Origin of the sequence: Listeria rocourtiae FSL F6-920 (assembly GCF_000525975.1) — a bacterium.
GTDB classification, from domain to species: Bacteria; Bacillota; Bacilli; order Lactobacillales; family Listeriaceae; genus Listeria_A; species Listeria_A rocourtiae.
In genome coordinates, this window is record NZ_AODK01000007.1 from 1 (window position 1) to 24,174 (window position 24,174).

Annotated in this window: 23 protein-coding genes and 1 pseudogene; 2 read left to right on the plus strand and 22 right to left on the minus strand. The window is 41.6% G+C overall.

Annotated elements, in window-relative coordinates; genetic code table 11:
• The 3 genes from PROCOU_RS17690 to PROCOU_RS03480 form a co-directional block, all read right to left on the minus strand.
• Nucleotides 1-773: Lmo1799 family Asp-Ala repeat surface protein (locus PROCOU_RS17690; RefSeq protein ID WP_036069672.1), on the minus strand; the 773-nt coding region annotated here is incomplete at its 3' end.
• A 439-nt stretch (nucleotides 774-1,212) separates the two neighbouring features.
• A complete protein-coding gene (gene ffh / locus PROCOU_RS03475) occupies nucleotides 1,213-2,571 on the minus strand; it encodes a signal recognition particle protein (RefSeq protein ID WP_036069674.1) in 1,359 nt (452 codons plus the stop codon).
• A 12-nt stretch (nucleotides 2,572-2,583) separates the two neighbouring features.
• Nucleotides 2,584-2,916 carry a putative DNA-binding protein gene (locus PROCOU_RS03480; RefSeq protein WP_036069676.1) on the minus strand — a complete coding sequence of 111 codons (333 nt, stop codon included), beginning with the start codon at nucleotides 2,914-2,916 and terminating at the stop codon, nucleotides 2,584-2,586.
• Nucleotides 2,917-3,587: 671 nt separating this feature from the next.
• On the opposite strand from PROCOU_RS03480, the gene PROCOU_RS03485 reads away from it, so the two are divergent.
• Complete coding sequence (locus PROCOU_RS03485) at nucleotides 3,588-4,106, plus strand: dihydrofolate reductase family protein (RefSeq protein ID WP_036069678.1); 519 nt, start codon at nucleotides 3,588-3,590, stop codon at nucleotides 4,104-4,106.
• A 54-nt stretch (nucleotides 4,107-4,160) separates the two neighbouring features.
• Here the strand turns inward: PROCOU_RS03485 and ftsY are convergent, their stop codons facing one another.
• The 13 genes and pseudogenes from ftsY to PROCOU_RS03550 all read right to left on the minus strand — a co-directional run bounded on the left by ftsY (nucleotide 4,161) and on the right by PROCOU_RS03550 (nucleotide 19,380).
• Nucleotides 4,161-5,150: a signal recognition particle-docking protein FtsY gene (ftsY, locus tag PROCOU_RS03490; RefSeq protein WP_036069680.1), complete on the minus strand. Its 990-nt coding sequence runs from the start codon at nucleotides 5,148-5,150 to the stop codon at nucleotides 4,161-4,163.
• A 15-nt stretch (nucleotides 5,151-5,165) separates the two neighbouring features.
• A pseudogene (gene smc / locus PROCOU_RS03495) lies at nucleotides 5,166-8,728 on the minus strand (chromosome segregation protein SMC).
• Nucleotides 8,729-8,746: 18 nt separating this feature from the next.
• On the minus strand, nucleotides 8,747-9,436 hold the full coding sequence (rnc, locus tag PROCOU_RS03500) for a ribonuclease III (RefSeq protein WP_036069681.1): 690 nt from the start codon (nucleotides 9,434-9,436) through the stop codon (nucleotides 8,747-8,749).
• A 208-nt stretch (nucleotides 9,437-9,644) separates the two neighbouring features.
• Nucleotides 9,645-9,878: an acyl carrier protein gene (locus PROCOU_RS03505; RefSeq protein WP_036060159.1), complete on the minus strand. Its 234-nt coding sequence runs from the start codon at nucleotides 9,876-9,878 to the stop codon at nucleotides 9,645-9,647.
• A gap of 306 nt (nucleotides 9,879-10,184) precedes the next feature.
• Nucleotides 10,185-10,928, minus strand: coding sequence for a 3-oxoacyl-[acyl-carrier-protein] reductase (fabG, locus tag PROCOU_RS03510; RefSeq protein ID WP_036069682.1), 744 nt, complete (start codon nucleotides 10,926-10,928; stop codon nucleotides 10,185-10,187).
• Nucleotides 10,925-11,875, minus strand: a complete 951-nt coding sequence (gene fabD, locus PROCOU_RS03515; protein ID WP_036069683.1) for an ACP S-malonyltransferase — start codon at nucleotides 11,873-11,875, stop codon at nucleotides 10,925-10,927. The genes fabG and fabD overlap by 4 nt, the downstream gene beginning before the upstream one ends.
• Nucleotides 11,868-12,899, minus strand: a complete 1,032-nt coding sequence (gene plsX / locus PROCOU_RS03520) for a phosphate acyltransferase PlsX (RefSeq protein ID WP_036069684.1) — start codon at nucleotides 12,897-12,899, stop codon at nucleotides 11,868-11,870. Before plsX ends, fabD begins: the two co-directional genes overlap by 8 nt.
• Nucleotides 12,896-13,480 carry a transcription factor FapR gene (gene fapR / locus PROCOU_RS03525; protein WP_036069685.1) on the minus strand — a complete coding sequence of 195 codons (585 nt, stop codon included), beginning with the start codon at nucleotides 13,478-13,480 and terminating at the stop codon, nucleotides 12,896-12,898. Before fapR ends, plsX begins: the two co-directional genes overlap by 4 nt.
• Nucleotides 13,481-13,588: 108 nt before the next feature.
• Complete coding sequence (gene recG / locus PROCOU_RS03530; protein WP_036069686.1) at nucleotides 13,589-15,637, minus strand: ATP-dependent DNA helicase RecG; 2,049 nt, start codon at nucleotides 15,635-15,637, stop codon at nucleotides 13,589-13,591.
• Nucleotides 15,621-16,520 (minus strand): L-serine ammonia-lyase, iron-sulfur-dependent, subunit alpha, encoded by a 900-nt coding sequence (gene sdaAA / locus PROCOU_RS03535; protein ID WP_036069689.1) that lies wholly within the window; start codon nucleotides 16,518-16,520, stop codon nucleotides 15,621-15,623. The genes recG and sdaAA overlap by 17 nt, the downstream gene beginning before the upstream one ends.
• Before the next feature lie 37 nt (nucleotides 16,521-16,557).
• Nucleotides 16,558-17,220 carry an L-serine ammonia-lyase, iron-sulfur-dependent subunit beta gene (sdaAB, locus tag PROCOU_RS03540; protein WP_036069830.1) on the minus strand — a complete coding sequence of 221 codons (663 nt, stop codon included), beginning with the start codon at nucleotides 17,218-17,220 and terminating at the stop codon, nucleotides 16,558-16,560.
• 119 nt (nucleotides 17,221-17,339) lie between these two features.
• A complete protein-coding gene (locus PROCOU_RS03545; protein WP_036069691.1) occupies nucleotides 17,340-18,998 on the minus strand; it encodes a DAK2 domain-containing protein in 1,659 nt (552 codons plus the stop codon).
• A 16-nt stretch (nucleotides 18,999-19,014) separates the two neighbouring features.
• Entirely contained in the window at nucleotides 19,015-19,380 is a 366-nt protein-coding gene (locus tag PROCOU_RS03550) for an Asp23/Gls24 family envelope stress response protein (protein WP_036069692.1), read from the minus strand.
• An 848-nt stretch (nucleotides 19,381-20,228) separates the two neighbouring features.
• Here PROCOU_RS03550 and rpmB point away from each other — a divergent pair.
• Nucleotides 20,229-20,417 carry a 50S ribosomal protein L28 gene (gene rpmB / locus PROCOU_RS03560; protein ID WP_036069695.1) on the plus strand — a complete coding sequence of 63 codons (189 nt, stop codon included), beginning with the start codon at nucleotides 20,229-20,231 and terminating at the stop codon, nucleotides 20,415-20,417.
• Nucleotides 20,418-20,562: 145 nt separating this feature from the next.
• On the opposite strand, the gene PROCOU_RS03565 is transcribed toward rpmB, so the two are convergent.
• The 6 genes from PROCOU_RS03565 to rsgA form a co-directional block, all read right to left on the minus strand.
• Nucleotides 20,563-20,745 (minus strand): L-arabinose isomerase family protein, encoded by a 183-nt coding sequence (locus tag PROCOU_RS03565; protein ID WP_036069697.1) that lies wholly within the window; start codon nucleotides 20,743-20,745, stop codon nucleotides 20,563-20,565.
• A gap of 100 nt (nucleotides 20,746-20,845) precedes the next feature.
• Nucleotides 20,846-21,352: a hypothetical protein gene (locus PROCOU_RS03570; protein WP_036069700.1), complete on the minus strand. Its 507-nt coding sequence runs from the start codon at nucleotides 21,350-21,352 to the stop codon at nucleotides 20,846-20,848.
• On the minus strand, nucleotides 21,349-21,708 hold the full coding sequence (locus tag PROCOU_RS03575) for a hypothetical protein (protein WP_036069702.1): 360 nt from the start codon (nucleotides 21,706-21,708) through the stop codon (nucleotides 21,349-21,351). The genes PROCOU_RS03570 and PROCOU_RS03575 overlap by 4 nt, the downstream gene beginning before the upstream one ends.
• Nucleotides 21,709-21,720: 12 nt before the next feature.
• Complete coding sequence (locus tag PROCOU_RS03580; protein WP_036069703.1) at nucleotides 21,721-22,359, minus strand: thiamine diphosphokinase; 639 nt, start codon at nucleotides 22,357-22,359, stop codon at nucleotides 21,721-21,723.
• 268 nt (nucleotides 22,360-22,627) lie between these two features.
• Nucleotides 22,628-23,284, minus strand: coding sequence for a ribulose-phosphate 3-epimerase (rpe, locus tag PROCOU_RS03585; RefSeq protein WP_036069704.1), 657 nt, complete (start codon nucleotides 23,282-23,284; stop codon nucleotides 22,628-22,630).
• A 1-nt stretch (nucleotide 23,285) separates the two neighbouring features.
• Nucleotides 23,286-24,173, minus strand: a complete 888-nt coding sequence (gene rsgA, locus PROCOU_RS03590; RefSeq protein ID WP_036069706.1) for a ribosome small subunit-dependent GTPase A — start codon at nucleotides 24,171-24,173, stop codon at nucleotides 23,286-23,288.
• Nucleotide 24,174: the final 1 nt, after the last annotated feature.

Consider the following 24,174-nt stretch of genomic DNA (forward strand, 5'->3'; position numbering starts at 1 on the left):
GCGTCAGCATCAGCATCGGCGTCAGCATCGGCGTCAGCATCGGCGTCAGCATCCGCATCGGCGTCAGCATCGGCGTCAGCATCCGCATCGGCGTCAGACTCTGGCACCTCAATAAAACCTTCCGCCCAATCAGAATTCAATAAATCCGCATCCACTAAAAAGTCATCAGCCACTCGACCGGTAAAATCTAAACGATCATCACCAATTCCAGCAGGTAAAGACATTACTCCTAATGCTTCTAAATCAATTGTCAGTGTAAAAGTAGTTAGCCCAGCTACCGATAATCCTAGTCCATTCGAAATATTAGTACCAATTGTTCCATTCATAGCATCCACTAGTATATCGTCGGCCGTGACAGTCCCACTATTCGATAATTGGACACCCAAAAAACCTAAATAAGGAATGTCATAAGCAATACTCGAATTAGCTTTTATAGCTGGATTGGATAGTAGTGTCTTCAGTTCGTCTGGCAACTTAAAATAGGGATGATAATTTTGTAATAACCCAATATTAGCAATTTGAGTTCCTTGAATTGTAATAATTAATTTTCCATCCACATAAGTTGGTTGCAAAGTAGTGCTCCCTAACAAGCTAATGCTTGCCGCTTCGGCCTGCGTCCCGCTCAATGAAAAACTACGATCAAATCCATCATAATTAATCGTTATTGGAGATGCTACGATTGTTGCAGCTGTAAACAACGTAGCCAGTACTTTTGCTTTCTGTTTATTTTTCAAATTCATTCTGCGCTTGTAATCTACCTGATTTCTTTTCATTGTTTTTCCCCCTTGAACCTTATCCCTGTAAGGTTTAATAAAAATCAACAAGTATTTACCAACTAGCAATCAAGTCATTTATTCCTATCAAGACACAGCGTTCACCCCTTAAAAACGTTAGTATTCTTACAAAAAACACTTTACCCTTATTTGTTAAAAATATTCAAAGATGATTAAAGAAGTTAAATTTAAATTTAATACGCATAACATTACTTAAATTTGAGTATAAATACCTATTATCTATTATCCCCTTTTTATTCAAATTCATCGTGTTCATTTTCTCAAGCGAGGCCCCCCCTTTTATTAAGTTATAAAAAAACATACTAAATACCTAGTTTAATTTTTTTATTTCTCTGTCTATTCATTATATATGACTCATTTCATTAAAAAAAGTGTAAAAACCCTAGATTGGATTCTTACACTTTTTTGATTTTCCATATCAAAATGGCAATTTAAAATTACCAAACCCGCCACGCTTTTTCTTTCCTTTACCGCCGCCTGCACCAGACATTTGTTTCATCATTTTTTTCATCTCATTGAACTGCTTTAAGAGCCGATTAACTTCTTGAATCGGGCGACCCGAACCACGTGCAATACGCTTCCGACGATTCGCATTAATGATATCTGGATGGTCTTTTTCCGCTTTTGTCATTGATTTAATAATGGCTTCAATATGCGTCAATTGCTTTTCATCAACATTCATATTATCGAGCCCTTTCATCTTGTTTGCGCCTGGCATCATTTTTAAAAGCTCATCTAATGGACCCATTTGGCGTACTTGTTGCAGTTGCTCCAAGAAATCATCGAGCGTCATTGACATATCTTTTACTTTCTGCTCCAGCTCACGTGCCTTATCCTCATCCACAGAAACTTGCGCCTTCTCAATAAGCGAAAGTACGTCCCCCATGCCGAGAATACGCGATGCCATCCGATCTGGGTGGAAACTTTCTAGCGCCTCCATCTTCTCACCCATCCCGACAAACTTAATCGGTTTTTGCGTAACTGAACGGATAGAAAGAGCCGCGCCTCCACGTGTATCGCCATCTAATTTTGTTAAAACAACACCCGTAATATCCAACTGCTCATTAAAACTTTCTGCCACATTGACAGCATCTTGCCCCGTCATTGAGTCAACAACGAGTAGAATTTCCGATGGGTTAGCAATCTCTTTTACTGCAACCAGTTCATCCATTAATTCCGTATCAATATGCAGGCGCCCTGCCGTATCAATTAGAACATAATCCAGATGATCTTCTTTTGCCTTTGCAATCGCCTGTTTCGCAATTTCGACAGGACTGACTTGATCACCTAAAGAAAAGACTGGCATATCTAGCTGACGTCCTAATGTTTCTAATTGTTTGATCGCAGCTGGTCGGTAAATATCAGCGGCAACAAGAAGTGGTTTACGATTATATTTTTTGCGCAGTAAATTAGCAAGCTTCCCGGTCGTTGTTGTCTTACCAGCACCTTGGAGTCCGACCATCATCACAACGGTTGGTGGCTTATCAGCAACCGCAATCTTGCTCTCCTCGCCACCCATCAATGATGTTAATTCTTCTTGTACAATTTTGATAACTTGCTGGCCTGGCGTTAAGCTTTTCATAACCTCACTGCCAACAGCGCGCTCACTTACTGTTTTAATAAATTGTTTGACCACTTTAAAGTTAACATCCGCTTCTAGTAAAGCAAGCCGGACTTCACGCATCATTTCTTTTACATCCGCCTCATTCACTTTCCCTTTTCCGCGGATTTTGTTCATCGTCTCTTGTAATCGGCCAGCTAATCCTTCAAATGCCATGTATGCCGCCTCCTAATCCATATTTTTAAGTTGTTGAAGCAAGGCAGCTATTTCGTTTTTCAACACCTGCTCCTCTTGTAATTGCTGCTCTAAGCGTTCAATCAATTGCTCGCGTTCCTGATATTTCTTTAAAACACCGAGCTTTTCTTCATAATTTTCGAGTACCGCCTCAGTTCGCTTAATATTATCATACACCGCTTGCCGACTCACTTCGTACTCCTCTGCGATCTCCCCAAGCGATAAATCCTCCAAATAATAAAGCGAAACATAGGATCGCTGCTTCTCTGTTAAAAGCGAATCATAGATATCAATCAAAAAATTCATTCGCGTCGTTTTCTCAAACACATCCGCACCATCCTTCCAAGCGAAAACTCGCTTACACTATATAAGAATACGTGTAAAAATGAGGGATGTCAAGCGCTGAAAGGCTGAAAGAGCCCGTTTAGATCCGAAAAAACTGAGCAAGGAACGAATGCTCCAGTTTTCGAGGAGTTGGCCGTTGAAGCTGGATCCGGAGGCGCATCACGTGATGCAGTACGTGGATTACATGCTCACTGCGTTCGCATGCATATTGAGGCTCTAATTCAGCAGAAGACGCTTCATAAGAGCCTCAACAATTTCCGAGAGGCTGGCTCTTGAAGCTAGACAAGACGTGAAGTACCCTCCAAACGAACGTAAAACATGATTTATAGAGCTTGGAATATAACAGAACATAATCTTTTATAAAATCATGAGATAATCGGGACTTTGACGCGACCTGGGAGATGCGTGGTGTATTAGCGAAAGTCATGGAACGAATGCTCGCTTTGCTCACACTCATATTGTGGCTCTAAATCAGCAAGGGAGGCTTCATAAGAGCCACAACAATGTATTTGCTTTTTTTTATAACTACATGAGATAATCAGGAATCTAACTAGGCTCTAAGGCACATGGTGTGACAGCTCATAGTTTGGAATGAATACCCACTCTGTTCACACTTATATTGTAAACTCTAATTCCAAAGGAGAGATAATACTATGCGAAAAGTAGTTTTTTACGGTGCTGTCAGTCTAGATGGCTACCTATCCGACCAAAATAATAATTTGACCTGGCTTTTCGAAACTGAAACTGGCGGGGAAACAACTTATGAGAAATTCATCCAAAACATCGATACGGTCATCATGGGTCGTGTTACTTACGAGGAAGTCCTAAAACTTCAACAAAGCGAGCCACTTTATCCAAATCAAGAAGTCATCGTCTTCACAAGGGACACCAATAAAAACTTTAAAGATGTACAAACCGTTCATGAAAACCCTGTTTCTTTTATCAACAAACTAAAAGAAAGAGATGGTAAACCAATCTGGGTTGTCGGTGGTGGTAATTTACTAAAACCACTTTTGGAAGCTAACATGATTGATGAGTGGTGGATTCAGATTACTCCTGTCCTATTAGGCACGGGAAAACGATTATTTGAAGAAGGTAACTACCTAGAACGATTAGAGCTAGTTGAAACAACGACATTTGGTCAGTTTGTCGAGCTTCACTATAAGAAATAGAAACAACCTGTTCACCATTTTCTGGTGAACAGGTTGCTTCTATTTCTAAATAATTTATTCTTTCGCTTCATCAATAATATCGGCAAATAATCCGTATACGTATTCATTTGCATCGAAAGCTTGCAGGTCATCCATCTTCTCACCTAAGCCGACAAATTTCACTGGAATATGTAGCTCATTGCGAATCGCAATCACGATTCCACCTTTTGCTGTCCCGTCTAGCTTGGTTAGCACAATTCCACTTACATCTGTCGCTTCTTTAAACTGTTTCGCTTGTACGAACGCATTTTGGCCAGTTGTCGCGTCTAAAACAAGCAGAACTTCATGGGGCGCATTTGGTACTTCGCGCGTAATCACACGCTTCACTTTTTCTAACTCATTCATCAAGTTTACTTTATTCTGTAAACGTCCAGCCGTATCACAGAGTAAAACATCCACTTGACGCGCTTTGGCCGCTTGTACTGCATCAAACATAACTGCTGCCGGATCACTGCCTTCTGCTTGCTTAATCACTTCCACACCAACACGCTCGCCCCACACATCTAGTTGATCAATGGCTCCAGCTCGGAACGTATCACCAGCTGCTAGAAGAACACTCTTACCTTGTGATTTCAAATGATGCGCCAGCTTTCCGATTGTTGTCGTTTTACCAACACCGTTCACGCCAACGAAAAGAATTACTGTCAGACCATCTGTTTGCATATTTAGTTCTGGCAATTCCTCCTCTTCCCCATGATAAATCGCAACTAGCTTCTCAACGATTACTTCTTGAACTTCTTTTGGATCTTGGATATTGCGCAATTTCACCTCTTCACGCAACTGCTCGACTAGCTCCATCACTGTCTCAAATCCAACATCTGCCTGAATCAGAATCTCTTCCAATTCTTCAAAGAACTCCTCATCCACCTTGCGATAACGCGCCACAAGTTCATTCATTTTCCCTGAAAAATTATCACGCGTTTTTGTCAAGCCTTCTTTAAATTTTTCTGTCACCGAATCGGTTTGTTTCGTTAACTTGTCTTTCATTTTCTTGAAAAATGTCATTGGGTTTGCACTCCTTTATTTGATTAGTTCAGCTGTTTCTTCTAAGCGCACTGAAACGAGCTTCGAGACACCTGATTCTTGCATTGTTACACCGTAGAGTACATCTGCTTCTTCCATCGTACCTTTACGGTGAGTAATGACGATGAATTGAATATTCGTTTCAAATTTCTTCAAGTAGCGACTAAAACGCGTTACATTCGCCTCATCAAGCGCTGCCTCTACTTCATCTAGGATACAAAACGGCATCGGACGTACACGAATAATCGCAAACAATAAGGCAATTGCAGTTAAAGCGCGTTCGCCACCTGAAAGTAAGCTAAGATTCTGCAGTTTTTTACCTGGTGGCTGCGCTTCGATATCCACACCAGTCGTTAAGACTTCATCCGGGTTTTGTAAAATTAATCGAGCTTGTCCGCCACCAAAAAGTTCAGGGAAAACAATCGCGAATTCGGCTTGAATCGCTGTGAAAGAAGCGTCAAACCGCTTCTTCATCTCTTCATCCATTTCATCCATCACTTGAAATAGCGTTGACTTCGCTTCGAGTAAGTCTGCTTGTTGCCCATTTAAGAAATCAAAACGTTCTTTAATCCGTTCAAATTCATCGATAGCACCTATATTCACTACACCCAGTTCATCGATAGAGCGTTTTAATAGACGTACTTTTGACCTTGTACTATCAATGTCCATATCCGCTACCGTCCGAGTTTTAGCCGTCTCAAATGTGAGTAAGTAAGCTTCTGATAAACGCTCTAAACGGTTGTCTACATCTGCATTTAATCGGCTCATACTAATCTCTGCCGTCGTTTTTTGCTCCATATAAAAACTTGCTTGGTTGTGTTTTTGTTGCAAGGATTCTTCTTGTTCTGCTAAGCTCTTTTGTAATGCTACTCGCTTTTCACGTAGTTGATCGCGGTTGATAACGGTTTGTTCTTTTTTATCACGCTCGTCCTCGATGGCCTCGGCTAACTCTTCTGTACTTGTATGAGCTGTTTCTAAGTTCGTTTGAAGCATCGCAAGCTTGGATGTGATTGCTTCTTTTTGGTTGCCGTAATCTGTTAGCTCGGTTTCCAAATTACGCAAAGCTTGCTCAGCGGTCTGCAATTGTTCACGACTAACTGCCACACGAGATTTAAGTGTCGAATAACTTTCTTGATCGCTTGTGCGGTTATGTTCTTGCTCCTTGCTTTGTTTAATCATCCGTTGAACTTGTTCATCTTTATCGACAATCTCAAGCGCTAACACCGCCAATTCTTGTTGCAATTTCTCTTTGCGCTCGGTTAGCTGCTGTTGTTCAGATGTGCCTTCTTCTTTTTCCATATCATAAATTTGGAGCTGTTTATTAGCGATTGCAAGGCGTTCTTCTGCACGTTCCTTTTTGCCGAGTAATTCGGTCTCTTGCAAACGCAATGTTTCGCCTACAGATCGTGCTTCTTCCAATTGCTCACGCTTTGTCTTTACTTCTTCTTTTAATGTTGCAAATTGCTTTTCTTTTTTCTCAACAGACATCGTCATTTGTGCAATGGTCTTACTCAAGTTCTCCAATTCGTGTTTGCGCGTCATAATCGATGACTTGCCCTGTGCTGTGGCACCACCAGTCATTGAACCACCAGCGTTCACAACATCACCTTCCAATGTCACAACCCGATATCGGAAATTAACTAGTTTGGCAAGTGCATTGGCGCCTTTTAAATCTTTCGCCAAAATTGTCGTTCCTAGCGCATTCAAAATCACATTTTCCACTTGGGCATCGTATGTTAAGACATCGCTAGCCAAAGCCACAAAAGCTGGTTGCTGTTCTAACGTATGTTTTGTTGCCATCGGGATTTGACGTGGCTGAATCGTTGTCAGCGGTAAAAATGTTGCCCTTCCAGCCCGCATTTGCTTCAAGTAGCCGATTGCTTCACGCGCAGCTTGATCATCGCGCACGATAATATGTTGCGCATTTGCACCCATTGCAATTTCCAATGCCTTCTGATAATGCTCAGGAATCTCCACCAGCTCGACGAAAGCACCCATAATCCCATTTAGTTTCTTCTTAGCCTTCAAAACTTCACGCACGCCTTGGAAAAATCCAGCATAATCATCAGCCAGTTCCGCCAACGTTTCCTGTCGTGATTTCGCCTGCTGAATTGCCTCATATTGTCGATACATTTCACGCTCTTCTTTCGTGAAAACAGCTTCTTGCTTCGCTAGTTCCTGCTGAACCATCTGATAATGCGTCATCTGATCGGCCAGTTTAACGCGCATGTCATCCACATGTTTTGTCAAAATTTCCACATTCGCGATAATTTCATTTCGCTCCGTAATATGTTGCTGATTCTCATGATCCAATTTTTCCGAACGACCTTGCATCTGTGATAATTGACGCTCTAAATAGCCAATATCATTTTTCATCGTCGTCTGTGTATGACGTAACTCAATGTAATCGCTCTTCATGTTCTCGATTTTTTCTTCGGATAGGTTGCTATACTCCGCTAGTTTAGCCTCCAAAGCTTTCTTTTCTTTTAAGAAGATTTCGAGCGCCGTCTCTTTTTCTAGCTTTTCTTGTAGGAGCACTTGTTTTTGCATCTCAAATGCTGTGATTTTTGCTTCCAACTGCTGTAAATTCTCGTGCATAGCCAACTCATTTTCATTGCTATGCTTTTTCCGCTCCAATGCTACATTTCGTTGTCCTTCCAATTGTTCCAGCCGTTCAGTCACACCCAAAAGCTCTGCCTGCATCAATTCCATCTGCTCATCAATATTTGCCAATCCCTGTTTCTGGTCGAAAAGCTGATCTTCTTCCTGTTTAATCTCTGCTTGTAACCCAATCAAAACCTCGCTATTCTTCTCAAATGCTGCTTTTTGGAGAGCAATTTTTTCTGTGAAGGCCTCAATTTCAGCTACAAGTAGCGTCACTTCATATTTCTCCAACTCTTCTTGCTGGAACAAATAATCCTTCGCCACACTCGCCTGCATCTCTAGCGGCTCCAACTGTCCCTCAAGCTCATATAAAATATCCTGAACCCGGTTTAAGTTCTCTTCCGTTTCAAAAAGTTTATTTTCTGCTTGTTTTTTCCGATGTTTATATTTTTAAAAACGCCTGCTGCTTCTTCAAAAATCGATCGTCGCTCTTCTGGTTTACTATTTAAAATCTCGTCAATTTTCCCTTGACTAATGATGGAAAACGATTCACGCCCAAGTCCAGAATCCATAAAAAGATCCACAATATCTTTCAGCCGACAAGATTGTTTGTTAATTAAATAATCGCTGTCTCCATTACGAAAAATACGTCTTGTCACCGAAACCTCACTATAATCAAGCGGTAAAAAGCGATCCTCATTCTCAAAAATAAGTGATACTTCCGCAAAATTAATCGGTTTTCGTGAATCACTCCCGGCAAAAATAACATCACCCATCCGGCCACCGCGAAGGCTTTTGGCAGATTGCTCACCAAGTACCCAGCGAATCGCCTCGGTAATATTACTTTTTCCACTTCCATTTGGGCCTACTACCGCTGTAGTGCCCGGTACAAAATCAATTACCGTTTTATCAGCAAAAGATTTGAAACCATTCATTTCTAACCGCTTTAATAACATGTCCGGACTCCTTACTGCTTAGTTTTGACGCAATGCTTGGATAGCACTTTTAGCGGCATTTTGTTCCGCTTGTTTCTTCGTTTTTCCAGTTCCAGCGCCTCGTTTTTCTTGATTGATTGCTACAATAGCTTCAAACGCCTTGCTGTGTGCCGGTCCTTTTTCGTCTAAAATAGTGTACGTGATAACGACATCGCGATCTTTTTGCACGATTTCTTGTAATTGCGTTTTGTAATCGACGGTTTGCTCGAAAAAGCCAGCATCGATTTTCGGAAACACGACGCGCTCTAAGAAACGAACTACCTTATCCAGCCCTTGATCGAGGAATAGCGCCCCAATAAAGGATTCAAATACATCAGCAAGTAGAGCTGGGCGCGTCCTGCCACCGGCACGCTCTTCCCCGCGTCCAAGCCGAACGTAACGCGAGAAGTTGACACTTTCTGCAAAATCAACGAGTGAAGGTTCACAAACAATTGCCGCACGCATTTTTGTCATTTGCCCTTCCGCCATTTTTGGAAATTTTGTGAATAGATAATGGGATACCGTAACCTCAAGCACCGCATCTCCCAGAAATTCCAAGCGTTCGTTATCCTCAAGTTTTTCCTTACGATGTTCATTAACGTAGGACGAGTGTGTAAAAGCCGTTTTTAGAAGATTCATATCCGTAAATGTAAAACCAACACTTTCCTGCAATTCTTCCCAAAGATTCATTTGTAAAGCCCCCATTTCGGTCAATTAGAAACACACATCAGAGCTTTATTTTCTAAACATCTTAAGATAAGAGTCTGCTTAGAAAATAAACTTTAATGTGGAAAAAAAAAGGATGCCCAGATTGCACCAGAATTTTTAACCGGAAAAACCGTCTAAAACAGTCTGTGCTACCTAGACACCCTCGTTCATTTGTTTAAACAAGTCGGAATTATGCGTTCGCCTCTATGTATTTCACAGCGTCCCCAACTTTTTCAATATTTGCTGCATCATCGTCTGAAATTTCTACACCAAATTCATCTTCAAGTTCCATAACCAATTCAACAACGTCTAGTGAATCTGCACCTAGATCGTCTTTGAAGGAAGCTTCTAAAGTTACTTTAGATTCCTCGACACCTAAACGGTCAACGATAATCTTAGTTACTTTCTCTAATACTTCTGCCATTGTTTACTTCACCTCCCTCCAAGTATTATATAGGATTTCTGCGTATTCGTAAACTATTAATTAAAAAAAGACAAGAAAATGTGCGTGAGACTAGAAATGTAAGAACGTTTTAGCCAAATTCTGACTAAACCCCTAATTCTTTCCGTGTCACCAAACCGCCGGGCGACGAGAAATGCCCAGATTCTAGGCAAAGTCCTCTAATGACTACAGACTCACTCTGTTCCTCTGCATATTGAGGTTCTAATTCGCTTTGCTTCAAAGAACCACAACAAAGACGGGTATTTCTCGTCGCCTGGCATGGCACGATTACATGGTCATGCCACCATCAACCGCAATCGTCTGCCCCGTCATATAGCTTGAAGTATCACTCGCCAAGAACAGAACCGCATTCGCAACATCTTCTACCGAACCATATTTACCAAGTGGAATTTGCGCTAACATTGCTTCTTTAGTCGCTTCGTCTAAATCACCAGTCATTTCTGTGGCGATAAAACCTGGTGCAACAGCGTTTACGTTAATACCACGCGAGGCTAATTCACGCGCTGTTGTTTTTGTAAGTCCGATAACGCCAGCTTTACTAGCTACGTAGTTTGCTTGACCTGCGTTTCCAATCAAGCCAACGACAGAGGTAATGTTGATAATCTTGCCGTAACGCTGCTTCATCATTGTACGTGAAACTGCTTTTGTGCATAGAAATACACCTTTTAGATTAGTATCGATAACTGCATCCCATTCATCGACTTTCATACGCATTAATAGATTATCGCGCGTAATTCCCGCATTGTTAACTAGAATATCAATGCGTCCATATTTGTCGACCGCTTCTTTGAATAATGCTTGTACATCTTCTTCTACTGCCACATTTGCTTTCATTGCTGCTGCTTCTCCACCAGCTTCTACAATTTCGTTGACGATGGCTTCTGCTGCTTCTTGAGAGCCGTTGTAGTTAAAAAATACCGTTGCTCCTTGTTTGGCTAATGTCATTACGATTTCGCGCCCAATACCGCGCGAACCGCCTGTTACTAATGCTACTTTTCCTGTTAATGTCATTTTGTAGGTGCCCCCTTTAATTGTGCTGCCACTTCTTTGACAGAGGAAACGTCTCCCGCTGCAAGAATTGTTACATCGCGATTAATTTTCTTGATTAGTCCAGAAAGTACTTTTCCTGAGCCAATTTCAACAAAAGTATCTACACCTTGCGCTATAAGGTTCATGACAATATCTTCCCATAAAACTGGTGAATAAATTTGTTGTACAAGCTTTTCTGGAATCACGTTTTTGTCAGTTGTCGGTTGTGCATCGACGTTGTTTACAACCGGAATGGCTCCGTCTTGGAACGCAACTTTATCTAGCTCTGATTGGAATTGCTCGGCTGCAGGAACCATTAATTTGGAATGGAATGGACCACTTACTGCAAGAGGTAACACGCGTTTAGCACCGGCAACTTTTGCTTGTTCGCCAGCTTTTTCAACACCTGCGATCGTCCCTGAAATGACGATTTGGCCTGGACAATTGAGGTTAGCTAACTGTACATCATCACCTTCTGCCGTTACAGCTTCTGTTATAGCGCTAAGTGCCTCACGATCTAGTCCTAAAACTGCTGCCATCGCGCCTTGTCCGTTTGGTACCGCTGCTTCCATCAGTTTCCCACGACGGTGAACTAAGTAAATCGCATCTTCTGCAGACAAAAAGCCACCTGCTACTAGCGCGCTGTATTCACCTAGACTATGCCCGGCAACAAAATCAGCCTTTACACCATATGTTTCTAATGCTTTTAAAATCGCCACACTTGTCGATACTAGAGCCGGTTGGGCGTTTTCTGATTTCGTTAAAAGTTCCATTGGACCTTTTTCAATGACTTCTGTGATAGCGTAACCTAATTTGGCGTCAGCAGCTTTATAAACAGCCTTAGCTTCTTTGTATTCGGCCGCGACATCTTGTCCCATGCCAACTTTTTGTGAGCCTTGGCCAGGGAATACGAATGCAATTTTATTCATTTTTCGTGCCTCCTTGATTTTCTTGTTCTGCTTTTAAATGACCGCTTGCGACTTCACTAACAATAGTCTCAACGACTTGCTTTTGAACCATATCGCGTGCTTGACGGATCGTTGAAAAAATAGCTTGGGCGTTCGATGATCCATGTGCTTTTATAACAGGAGCTTGGACACCAAATAGACATGCACCGCCGTACTCGCTGTAATCCATTTTAGCTTTTAGTTCCATCAAGTCTTTTTTCAAGAATGATGCTGCAATTTTATTTTTGAAGCCATTCATTAAACTCATTTTCATTAAACTAAAGAAGGCTCCCGCTGTTCCTTCAATCGATTTTAGAACCATATTTCCTGTAAAACCGTCTGTTACGATGACATCGGCAACATCCATCATCACATCGCGTGCTTCAATATTACCGATAAAATGGTATGCTTCTTGATTTTTCATCAGTTCAAAAGCGCGTTTCGTCAAATCATTTCCCTTGGTTTCTTCGGTTCCGATATTAAGCAGTGCCACGCGCGGACGCTCCATTTTACGAACTTTTTCTGCATAGACTGAGCCCATTAAGCCGAACTGCAAAAGATGTTCGGGTTTTGCTTCGGAATTCGCGCCTAAATCAAGCATGACAAAACCTTTTCCAGTGACAGTAGGCAAAGTTGGCGCTAATGCCGGACGTTCAATCCCTTTAATGCGACCAATCACAAATAAACCTGTTGCCATCAATGCTCCTGTGTTTCCAGCTGAGATACACGCATCGGCTTCCCCATCTTTTACGGCTTGCGCTGCTAATACCATGGAAGCCTTCTTTTTGCGTTTGACAGCGCGAACTGGTTCATCATCACTTTCGATTTTTTCATCTGTATGTATGACTTGAATGCGTGTTTTATCGGCTAAATATTCGTTAATTTTTACTTCATCACCAAAAAGGAGAAACTCTACATCTTTGTATTGTGCAGCTGCTTTCATGACACCTAACACAATTTCTTTAGGTGCATTATCCCCGCCCATTGCATCTATTGCAATTCTCATTTCACGTCACTCCTTTTTTCTTTTGTATGGTACATCTCAAACTTGCCTTTTAAAATCAATTCATCGCCGACATAGCTGTTCACATCAACAATTGTGATTGATTTACTATCACGACCTTCGCGTACTTTCGCTTTTGCAATCACTCGCTCGCCTTCTTTAACTGAATGAACAAATCGTACAGTTGCTTGAGTGGTCAAAGCTAAATCGTTCGGGATTATCGCGGTCGCAAGCGAGTTAGCTTGGGCAAATAAATGATGTCCGCGCGCAATTTTATTTCGTTTAAAAACATGTTCTGGACCTACTTCAAAAATCGAAATGGCGCCTTTATTTAATTCAATATCGATAATTTCACCAATGATTTCTTCAATTGGAAGGGAGCGAACGGCATCTGCATAATTTTTGGAAGCTACATGTTTAATTCGTTCGCGTAATTCTGGAATCGCGAGCGCAACTCGATCTAGCCGGACTGTCTGCACGCTTACTTGGAACTTTTCAGCCAATTGTTCATCTGTAATAAACGGATTTTCTTCAATTGCTTGGACCAAACGCGTTTGTCTTTCCTTTTTTGGATACTTTTTCATCCGCGTTCCCTCCTCCTCTTCTTGTTTGAATTTTAATACCAGATACTAAGAGTAATATATAAAAAATGCTCCCAACTTGCAAGTTATAAGGCTAGAAGTTGTCGTACCTCAGTCTAGTTTTTGTTCCCCAAAAACACCATTAGCTTCAAAAAAATCGCGTAATGAAGCGTATTCTTCTCGTTCTAAAAAGCCATCATGATAGATGATTTCAACAGCGTCTTGACGAGCAATTTCTAAAACCCGATAATCATGTACCATATCAGCAACTTTGAACTCTGGGATTCCACTCTGTTTTTTACCGAAAAAATCACCAGGACCTCGGAGTTCTAAATCACGCTCACTAACTATGAAACCGTCATTTGTTTCGGTCATGATAGTCATACGCTCTTTACCAACCTCCGTTTTAGGGTCAGCAATGAGTACGCAAAAGGATTGCTCAGCACCACGTCCAACCCGACCACGAAGTTGATGAAGTTGCGCGAGACCAAAACGGTCTGCATCATAAATGACCATCATTGTTGCGTTTGGGACATTGACACCGACTTCTACAACCGTCGTGGATATGAGACAGTCGATTTTGTGATCATTGAAGTCTCGCATAATTTGGTCTTTTTCCACCGATGGGAGTTTACCGTGCATCAGCCCTGCGGAGTGCTTTCCTTGCCATTTGCCATTCAAAATATTGTACATATCAATGGCATTTTGGACATCTAGTTTTTCGGATTCCTCGATGAGCGGACAAATAACATAAGCTTGACGCCCTTTCGTAATCTCCTGCTCAATGAAATCAATGACGCGATCGAGCATTTGGTGTTTCACCCAATACGTTTCGATTTGTTTACGACCAGCTGGCAATTCATCGATAACAGACACGTCCATTTCACCAAAAGCTGTGATAGCAAGCGTTCGTGGGATTGGTGTCGCTGTCATGAAGAGGACATCGGGAAATGAGCCTTTTTCACGTAAAACACGTCGCTGTTCGACACCGAATCGATGTTGCTCATCCGTAATAACAAGACCTAGCTTGTTAAAAATAACCTCGTCTTGAATGAGAGCATGCGTCCCAACTAAAACATCGATTTCTCCTGCTTCTAATAATGCTAACATTTCACGGCGCCTCTTTCCCTTGACACTACTTGTTAATAGTCCAACGGTGACATCGAAGGATTGCAATAAATCGACTAAAGAATTCGCGTGTTGCTCTGCCAAAATCTCAGTGGGAACCATTAACGCCCCTTGAAAACCGCTTTTTGCCGCCGCGTAGAGGGCAATCGAGGCTACAACTGTTTTTCCTGATCCCACATCCCCTTGAAGCAGGCGGTTCATGTGAAAATGGGATTTCATATCGCCACATATTTCATTGACCACTCGTTTTTGTGCATCAGTCAGCGGAAATGGTAGGCTTTCAATATAATGACGCAAATCATTGACATCGTAATCAATCGAAACACCGCCAGATCGTTCACGCTCGATTTTACGGAATAATTGCATTTTTAACTGAAACAATAAGAACTCCTCGTAAACTATTCGCCGCCGTGCCTGTTTCAACTCTTCTGGACTTTTCGGGAAATGTAAAAATTGAACAGCTTCCCGTCGCGAAATCAACTGATATTTTTGCAACCATTTTTCAGGTAAAATTTCAATAATGTAATCACCGTAAGCATCAAAAGCCGCAATCGTGAATTTCAACAGCGTCTTATTGCGAATCGTGCCTTTCAGCCTGTATACACCCTCTAGCGCCTCTTCTGAGGTTTGATGCCCCAATTTATATTTACTAGCTGTAATTTGTGCGCGTCCTTTATCCCATTTGCCAGAAACCGTGACTGCATCCCCAATCGCCAACTTTCCTTTTATATATGGCTGATTAAAAAAATCAATTTTCACGACTTGATTACCTGAAGCAACACGAAAAGACAGCTTCGATTTCTTCCTACCGTAGTAAGCCAGAGTAGGCTCCGTCAAGACATCGCCCTGAACAGTCACCCGCTCCTCATGTGCCACTTCGGACAAATCCCGTAGTCGATAATCCTCATATCGATACGGAAAATTGAAAAGTAAATCTGCTACTGTCTCAATATCCAATTCTTTTAACGTTTTTGCCGTTTCAGCGCCGACACCTTTCACGTCCGTCACTGGAATATCATTCAGATTCTTCACGTTCCTCTTGCGGCGACAAACCAAAAATCTTTCTTTGTACTGCCCTACCAGTAGGTGTTGCCGCTAGACCTCCTTCACCAGTTTCACGCAATGAACTAGGCATCTGTAGCCCTACACGGTACATCGCCTCAATGACTTCATCACATGGAATTCTACTTTTTATACCAGCCAGTGCCATATCAGCTGAAATCATTGCCTGTGAAGCCCCTAGCGCATTACGTTTCACACACGGAACTTCAACAAGACCAGCTACAGGATCGCAAACAAGCCCTAACATATTTTTCATTGTCATTGCCATTGCTTCTGCGGATTGCTCCGGAGTTCCACCTGCTGCCTCCACAATCGCAGCCGATGCCATCGCACTCGCCGATCCAATTTCCGCCTGACAACCGCCCGCTGCACCAGAGATAAATGCTTTGTTAGCCACGACAAAACCGAACGCACCTGCTGTGAATAAAAAGCGTAACATTGCCTCACGAGACATGTTCAAGCGATCTTTCACAGCGTATAGCACACCAGGAACGACTCCAGCACTACCAGCAGTCGGCGTCGCACAAATCACTCCCATAGCCGCATTGACCTCATTCGTTGCAATCGCTTTGGCAACCGCGTCTAAAATTGTTTCTCCAGACAACATATTTCCTTTGGCGATATACTCCTGCATAAGAACTGCATCGCCACCAGTTAGCCCAGTAGTTGATTCAACACCATCTTCCCCACGAACAATCGCCTCTTCCATCACCGTCAAATTACGATCCATGACCTCTAAAATAGTTTCTCGTGTATTGTTGGTGACATGCATTTCGCGCTCAATCATAATTTCTGAAATTGATTTATTGTCACGATTTGCAATGTCAATTAGTTCTGCAACTGAGTGGAACATTTTTCAACCTCCTCTACGCTAACGTTCTGTTTCATGCTTACAAAATAAAACTCGCTACCTGATAAATATCCGGTAATTCTTTAATTTCATCCAAAACCACTTGTTCCACGCGCTGATCGACCTCAAGTACCATCAAAGCCTCATCGCCCTTTACTTTCCTAGAAACCTTCATTTGCCCAATGTTAATCTCATGTTTGGCAAAAATCCCTGAGACAGCTGCAATCGCTCCGAATTGATCTTTATGTAACACTAAAACAGCAGGCGACATTCCCGTGAACTCAAGCTCAAACTCATTTAAACGCACGATTTCAATTTTGCCACCACCAATGGAAGCTCCAACAAGTGTTGTCTGCTGCATACCGTTTTTAAGTACTAGTTTTACAGTATTAGGGTGAGCTGCCTCTTCTAGCTCCTCGATGAAATTAATGTGCATTCCCCATTCTTTAGCCAATGTAATCGCATCTGGCATCCGCTCATCATCCGTCTCAAAACCCAGAAGTCCACCAATAAGCGCTACATCCGTCCCGTGACCCTTATACGTTTTCGCAAAAGAACCATATAAATGAATGTCCACCTGCATCGGCATCTCATTAAACACACTCCGAGCCACAGCACCAATTCGACAAGCCCCAGCCGTATGCGAACTTGAAGGTCCAATCATCACCGGTCCAATAATATCAAACACACTATTAAATTTCATCATCCTCACCCCTTCTATTAATATCTAAATCTTTTAAATCCCGATTCATCCACCAAACCGAAAAAGACGTGGCAAGTGTTTAATCTCTAGGTAAAGCTGAGCACCTGCCGTGCCTCTTATCACTCTACGGAGAAGATGTATGGATATACCGGCTGTCCACCCGAATGAATTTCAAACTCAATCTCTGGAAACTGATTTGACACAAGCTCAGCCACTTTTTCCGCATCTGCTTCTGTCACATCCTCACCGTACAGTAATGTGACGATTTCACTATATGCATCAACCATTTCAGAAAGCGTCGCAACTGCCGATTCCTCCAGACTCGGATTACTAACCTTAATATTACCTTCTATCATCCCAATAAATTCGTCTTTCTTAATCACAACGCCATCCACTGTCGTATCCCGAACTGCCGTTGTTACTTGCCCGCTTGAGACATCTTGAATGGCTGCAATCATTTCGTTCGCATTATCTTCAAAATTAGCATCAGCTTGGAAAACGAGTAAAGCTGCCAGTCCTTGAGGAATTGTCTTCGTTGGGATAATTTTAACCTTATCTTCTCCTAAAATTAGCGCAGCTTGGTCTGCTGCCATTTGAATATTTTTATTGTTTGGTAACACAAAAACTTGCTCCGCATTCGCTGATTCAATCGCCTTCACGATATCTTCGGTGCTTGGATTCATCGTTTGACCACCGGAAAGCACAACTGTTGCTCCGACACTTTCGAACAAACGCTTAATACCATCCCCAACTGAAACTGTCACAATACCGTACGGTGCTTTTGCAGACGCTTCAACTGGCGTATCTTTCACCACTTCACGATGTTGTTCCCGCATATTGTCAACTTTCATTTTAATTAGGCTACCATATTGCTGTCCATAATTAAAAACATTTCCAGGATGCTCCGTATGCACATGAACTTTGACAACCTCATCATCTGCAACAACCAATAAAGAGTCGCCCATTTCCGAAAGATCAGCGCGGAACTTCTCTTCACTAAATTTCTTTTGTCCCGGTTTATTTTCATTAATTCGCACCATAATCTCGGTGCAATACCCGTAGATAATTTCTTCAGTTGACATGACATCTTGCACGTGACGATGATGTTCTGCGTTAATCAATTCGCCCATAGAAGCCGTATAATTCGTGATGCCATCCTCATTCCCTGTTAAAGCCGCATAAAATCCTTCATAAATGATGATAAGACCTTGCCCACCACTATCTACAACGCCAACCTCTTTTAAAACAGGCAACATTTCTTGTGTTTTAGCCAGTACAATTCTACCTTTATCAAGTATTTGTTGCATTACAAATTCAATGTCCTCTGACTCCTTGGCTGCAATAACACCTGCTTTGGCAGCCTCACGAGCAACCGTCAAAATTGTTCCTTCTACTGGTTTCATCACTGCTTTATATGCGGTCTCAACACCAGCCGTAAAAGCCGCCGCCAACTCTTTCGTATTTAATTCCGTTTTTCCTTCAATAGACTTCGAAAAACCTCGGAAAAGTTGAGATAAAATAACCCCAGAATTTCCACGCGCACCCATCAAAAGACCTTTTGCCAAACTACTACCAACCACCCCTACAGTACTCAGACTATTTCGGCCAACCTCTTGGGCGCCGCTCGTCATAGAAAGGTTCATATTCGTTCCTGTATCCCCATCTGGAACTGGAAACACATTCAAAGAATCCACAAAATCGGCATTCTTAGCTAAATTTTCTGCTCCGGCTGCGATCATTGCCGCTAATTTTTCTCCATTTAACTGATACATACTCACGATTACGTATCCTCCCTTATGCTTCGTTCGTCACACGGACACCTTGGACATAGATATTCACAGAATCCACCGTGATGCCCAACGTTTTTTCTAATGTATATTTCACGCGCTCTTGAACGTTGTGAGCGACTTCTGAAATTTTGGTACCAAAACCAACAATAATATACATATCAATATTCAAACCGTCATCTTCTTGACGAACAATAACACCTTTCGTATAGTTCTCGCGACGCAAAATATCAGTCAAGCCATCACGTATTTGATGCTGACTCGCCATTCCTACAATACCGAAATTTTCTTCGGCTGCACCACCAGCAAGCGTTGCAATCACATCTGTCGTGATATCAATTTTGCCGAGCTTTGTTTCCATTTCAATTGTCATTTTTATAGTTCCTCCTTAGATTTAAGTAGGTTTTTTGAAGAAACTTATTTTGGCTAAGCTTCTCATTAGCTTTACTTGAAAATTGATACTAACATCTCTGTTCTTTTCTATTCTACTATAATTGGGGAAGGTTGGGAAGGAGTTTGTTGTTGTTGCGGCTCTTATGAAGCATCCTCTGCTGAATTAGAGCCTCAATATGCATGCGAATGTAGTGAGCATGTAATCCACCAGTGGCTCTTAGACGCTGAATTAGCATAACCATTAAATACAAAGCGTGATAAATGTAAGCGGTAGTGAGTATTCGTTCCATGCCCCCTCCATCATGCTCAGCGTCCGCTTGGCGCCTACTTCACATTCTGACCAGCTCCAACAGCCAACTCCTCGAAATTTTCGTGGTCTCCACAAAAACCAAGAACGGGTTTGCACTGCGGCCCCCTATGTTGAGGTTCTTAAGAAGCGTATTGTGCTGATTTAGAACCTCAATATGAGTACGAACGTAGTGAGTATTCGTTCCATGCTCTTTGCCATCATGCTCAGCGTTCGCTGGGCGCCTACTTCACGTTCTGGCTAGCTTCAACAGCCAACTCCTCGAAAACTTCACGCCCTCCATAAAAAGCAAGGGCGGCTTTTTACTGCGGCCGCTCCAGTTTTTGTCGGAGCTAAACGGGCTGTTTCCGCTTTTCTATCTGTCAAGTAAAAATTCTTTGCAGGTTTTTCGCTTTAGAGGTTGCAATTGGGAATAGTTTATGATAAATTATTGTAGTGTATGAAAAACAAAAAGCTATTTTTATGCGATAGATGGTAATTAACAGCTTTTTTGAAGTAGCTCTGTAAGGAGGGAAATAACGATGGCAAAAGTATGTGTAGTCACAGGTCGTAAAACTCGTTCTGGTAACAAACGTTCTCACGCAATGAACGCAAGCAAACGTACTTGGAAAGCAAACTTGCAAAAAGTTCGTATCTTAGTAAACGGCAAACCTAAAAAAGTTTGGGTTTCAGCTCGTGCGCTTAAATCCGGTAAAGTTGAACGTGTTTAATAAGAAAATGAGTGCAGGATCTTCGGATTGCTGCATTTTTTCTTTGTCTAAATAAGCAAACAGGACGAGTTTGGGATAAAAATCGAGTGCTTGAGAGCCGATTTATTTGGGCTATGTACCAATCTCATCCTGTTCTTTGTGCACTCTAAAGTAGTACTTTCATATGTGCTTCCCGCACCTTTTGATTATAACTACCATGTTCAAAATTATACAGTCGCATAAATTTATCAAACAGAGCATTTAGTTCCTCATCAGTTACAGCATCAATCACTGAAAATAAATCACCAATTCCAAAATAGTCAACAACCCAGCCAAATTGGATGTGCACTTCTACCTGTAAATATCAAATATTTCTTAGTCAGGACTTCTAAAAGTTTCTAGATAAAAAATCAGAACCTGACAAAATATACGTTTGCCAGATTCCACCTTCACATTCTCATAAAATTAGCACCACGTTCAAAAATCCGAACGTCCTCGCCTCTTCCTTTTCCTATCTTATTGTAGATTTCTTTTTCGGTCAGCTTTGTTCCTTTCGTATCCCACGAAGTTAAGGTTAGCAACTGCCAAGCATCATCCACTTTTTGCAAAGTCAGCTCTAATTTCTCTAATTTTTCGTTATCAATAAAGGTAAACAAATAATAAATCTTATCTTGTTGGTAATAGGCACCATATAAGTAGTCTTTAGCTTCCAGTATTTCTTGATAGCTACTTTTATATGTTGGCAAGTCAAGTTTCTCATTGCCAACCGTATTTTGTTGAACACCCACCGAACCTTTCTCAAAAACAGCTTGAATTGTCTGCGTCGCTAGTTCGTCCGCTGTTTTATCAGGACTCACACTCTTATTATCATTTAATCCATTCGGAGCAGTAGAACAAGCTGTAAGCGCGAAAATTAAACTCATTGATAATAAGATTTGAAAAATTTTTCTCATCATCGTTCGCCCTTTTCTAGTTTATCGACATTAGACGTGATAACTCCCCCGATAAGAATCGCAATTCCAGGGAACGGATTAACAAATATAGCGCAGGCAATTCCAGTTATAGTAAGCGTCAGACCAGCTTTATAATAGCTTTTCTTGATGAGAAATACCAGTCCAACTACTGCGATAACCATGAAAAATAGGCCAATATAAGTCATACTCATCATGGCATTATATAGCGGATTAGCATCACTTTTTCCGAGATTGATAAATGTCGAAATTTGTACAAGAACACTTAAAACAAGTCCTATAATAGTGATAATCAGGGCTATTTTTGATCTTTTTGCGATTAAAACTGTATTATCTTTCATTGCAATACTCCTCTAGTCGTTACTTTGAATAAATAAAATTAAGCCGGTTTGAAAAGAAAATGTACCCCGTTCTGCCGAAAATTCATTACTAGAAAGCGCGGCCCCAAACGGATAATTTGCTTCGGTCAACGGATATTTAAATCCTTTTAATGTAAGCTTCGTGACATTTGCCATTGTGATAAAGGCAGCATATTTTTTATCTTGGATCTTGGAAACAGTATATTCACCAGGTGTGTACATTTTAATATAATTATAGCGATCAATGAGTTCGATTTTCGAAATCACATCCAAGAATTCCGGTTGCATAAGCATCATGATATTGGCCAGCAAATGATCAAGTCGACCACCCGTTGCACCAAAGATACGAATGAGATCGGGCTTCTGATTCAGTGCCCATTTCAGACCAATTGCTGTATCTGTTTCATCTTTTTCAGCAGGAAATTCCGTAACTTCGGTAATCGTTTTTAAGTGCTCCAATTCGGATTTTGAAAGAGAATCAAAATCCCCCATCGCGATGATTGGTATAATTCCTCTCTCCGTAAGACGAATGGCACCACGATCCACACCGATCCATGGAACAGACGCATCATATACGGATAGATCAGGAAGTTCCGATTCTGGACCTCCGACCATGATATGTAGGATATTCATTAAGATAGTTTCACTCTCCCTTTGTTGAGGTTCTTACGAAGTGGGTACCACTGAATTAGAACCTCAATATGAGTACGAACGTATTGAGTATTCGTTCCATTCTCTTCTCCGCCATGCTTGGCGTTCGTCTGGCGGTTACTTCACGTTCTGGCTAGCTCCAACAGCCCACTCCTCGAAAACTTCACACCCTCCATAAAAAGCAAGGACGGCTTTTTACTGCGGCTGCTCCAGTTTTTGTCGGAGCTAAACGGGCTGTTTCCGCTTTTCGCTATTCCCCTACAATTTCTCTCAACTTATCCATAGCTTTCTCTCTATCCTTATTTCCATAAATATACGATCCCGCAACAAAAACATCAGCACCTGCTGCAACGCATAGTGGTGCAGTCTTATCATCTACACCGCCGTCAACTTCAATCTCAATGTCTAATCCTCTTTCTTCAATGATTTTCTTCACTGCCGTAATTTTCGGTAGTACTTCTTTAATAAAACTTTGCCCACCAAATCCGGGGTTAACTGTCATAAACAAAATTAAGTCCACTTCTTCCAATACATGTTGAATCATCTCAATCGGTGTCGCCGGGTTCAAAACAACACCCGCTTTCACGTCAAATGAACGAATTAGCTGTAATGTACGATGTAGATGTCGACATGCTTCTACATGTACCGTGATGTAGTCGGCGCCTGCTTTTGCGAATTCCGGAATATAGAGATCTGGATTTTCAATCATCAAATGTACATCTAATGGTAATTTCGTAACCGGTCGGATAGCTTTTACAACACTTGGGCCAAATGTAATGTTAGGTACGAAATGACCATCCATCACATCTACGTGAATATAGTCTGCACCATATCCTTCCACTTCTTTAATATCTGCTGCTAAGTTTGCAAAATCTGCGCTAAGTATCGATGGAGCTATTTTTCCCATGTTAATACCTCTCTTTTTTGTTTTTTACTTCCGTTAAAATCTGAATGTAGTGTTCGTATCGAAATGCTGCTATTTCACCATTTGCAACTGAAGTCTTCACAGCGCATTTCGGTTCGTTCTCATGTATGCAACCCCGAAACTTGCATTCGCCACGACGACGATCTATTTCTGGAAAACAAAATTGAAGATTCTCAGTCGTTAATTCGTCCATTTCAATCGAGCTAAAACCTGGTGTATCAGCAATAAATCCAGAACCAATCGTCATTAACTCCACGTGGCGGGTCGTATGTTTCCCGCGCCCCAATACAAAAGAGATGACGCCTGTTTCAATATCTAAATCAGGATTAAGCGTATTTAACAATGTCGATTTTCCAACACCCGATTGACCTGCAATCACGGCAATTTTACCAGCAATAACGTCCAGCACAGTTTTTTTATCAATTTCCGTATTCGTTAGTAAAACTTGATAGCCCGCCTCTTCATAAACCGCTTGATAGTCAGCAATTTCGGCTTTTCGCGCCTCATCTGCTAAATCCAGTTTACTAATACAAATAACAGGCGTAACATCTTCTAATTCAATGGCGACTAAAAATCGATCGGCTAAATTGGCTGAGAAGTCAGGCTCTACCGCAGAAAAAACAAGTAACGCTAAATCGACATTTGCAATCGGTGGTCGTACTAAAGTATTTTTCCGAGGCAGTAAATCCAGCACATAGCCTTCTTTCACATTATCAGCCTGAAAAACGACATGATCGCCAACAAGTGGTGTCAAACCACGCTTTCTAAAATTACCGCGTGCACGACATTGGTAGGTTTCGCCTTCACAATAAACGTAATAAAAACCGCTTAAAGCCTTCATAATTTGTCCTTCCAGAAAAGTCACCTTCATT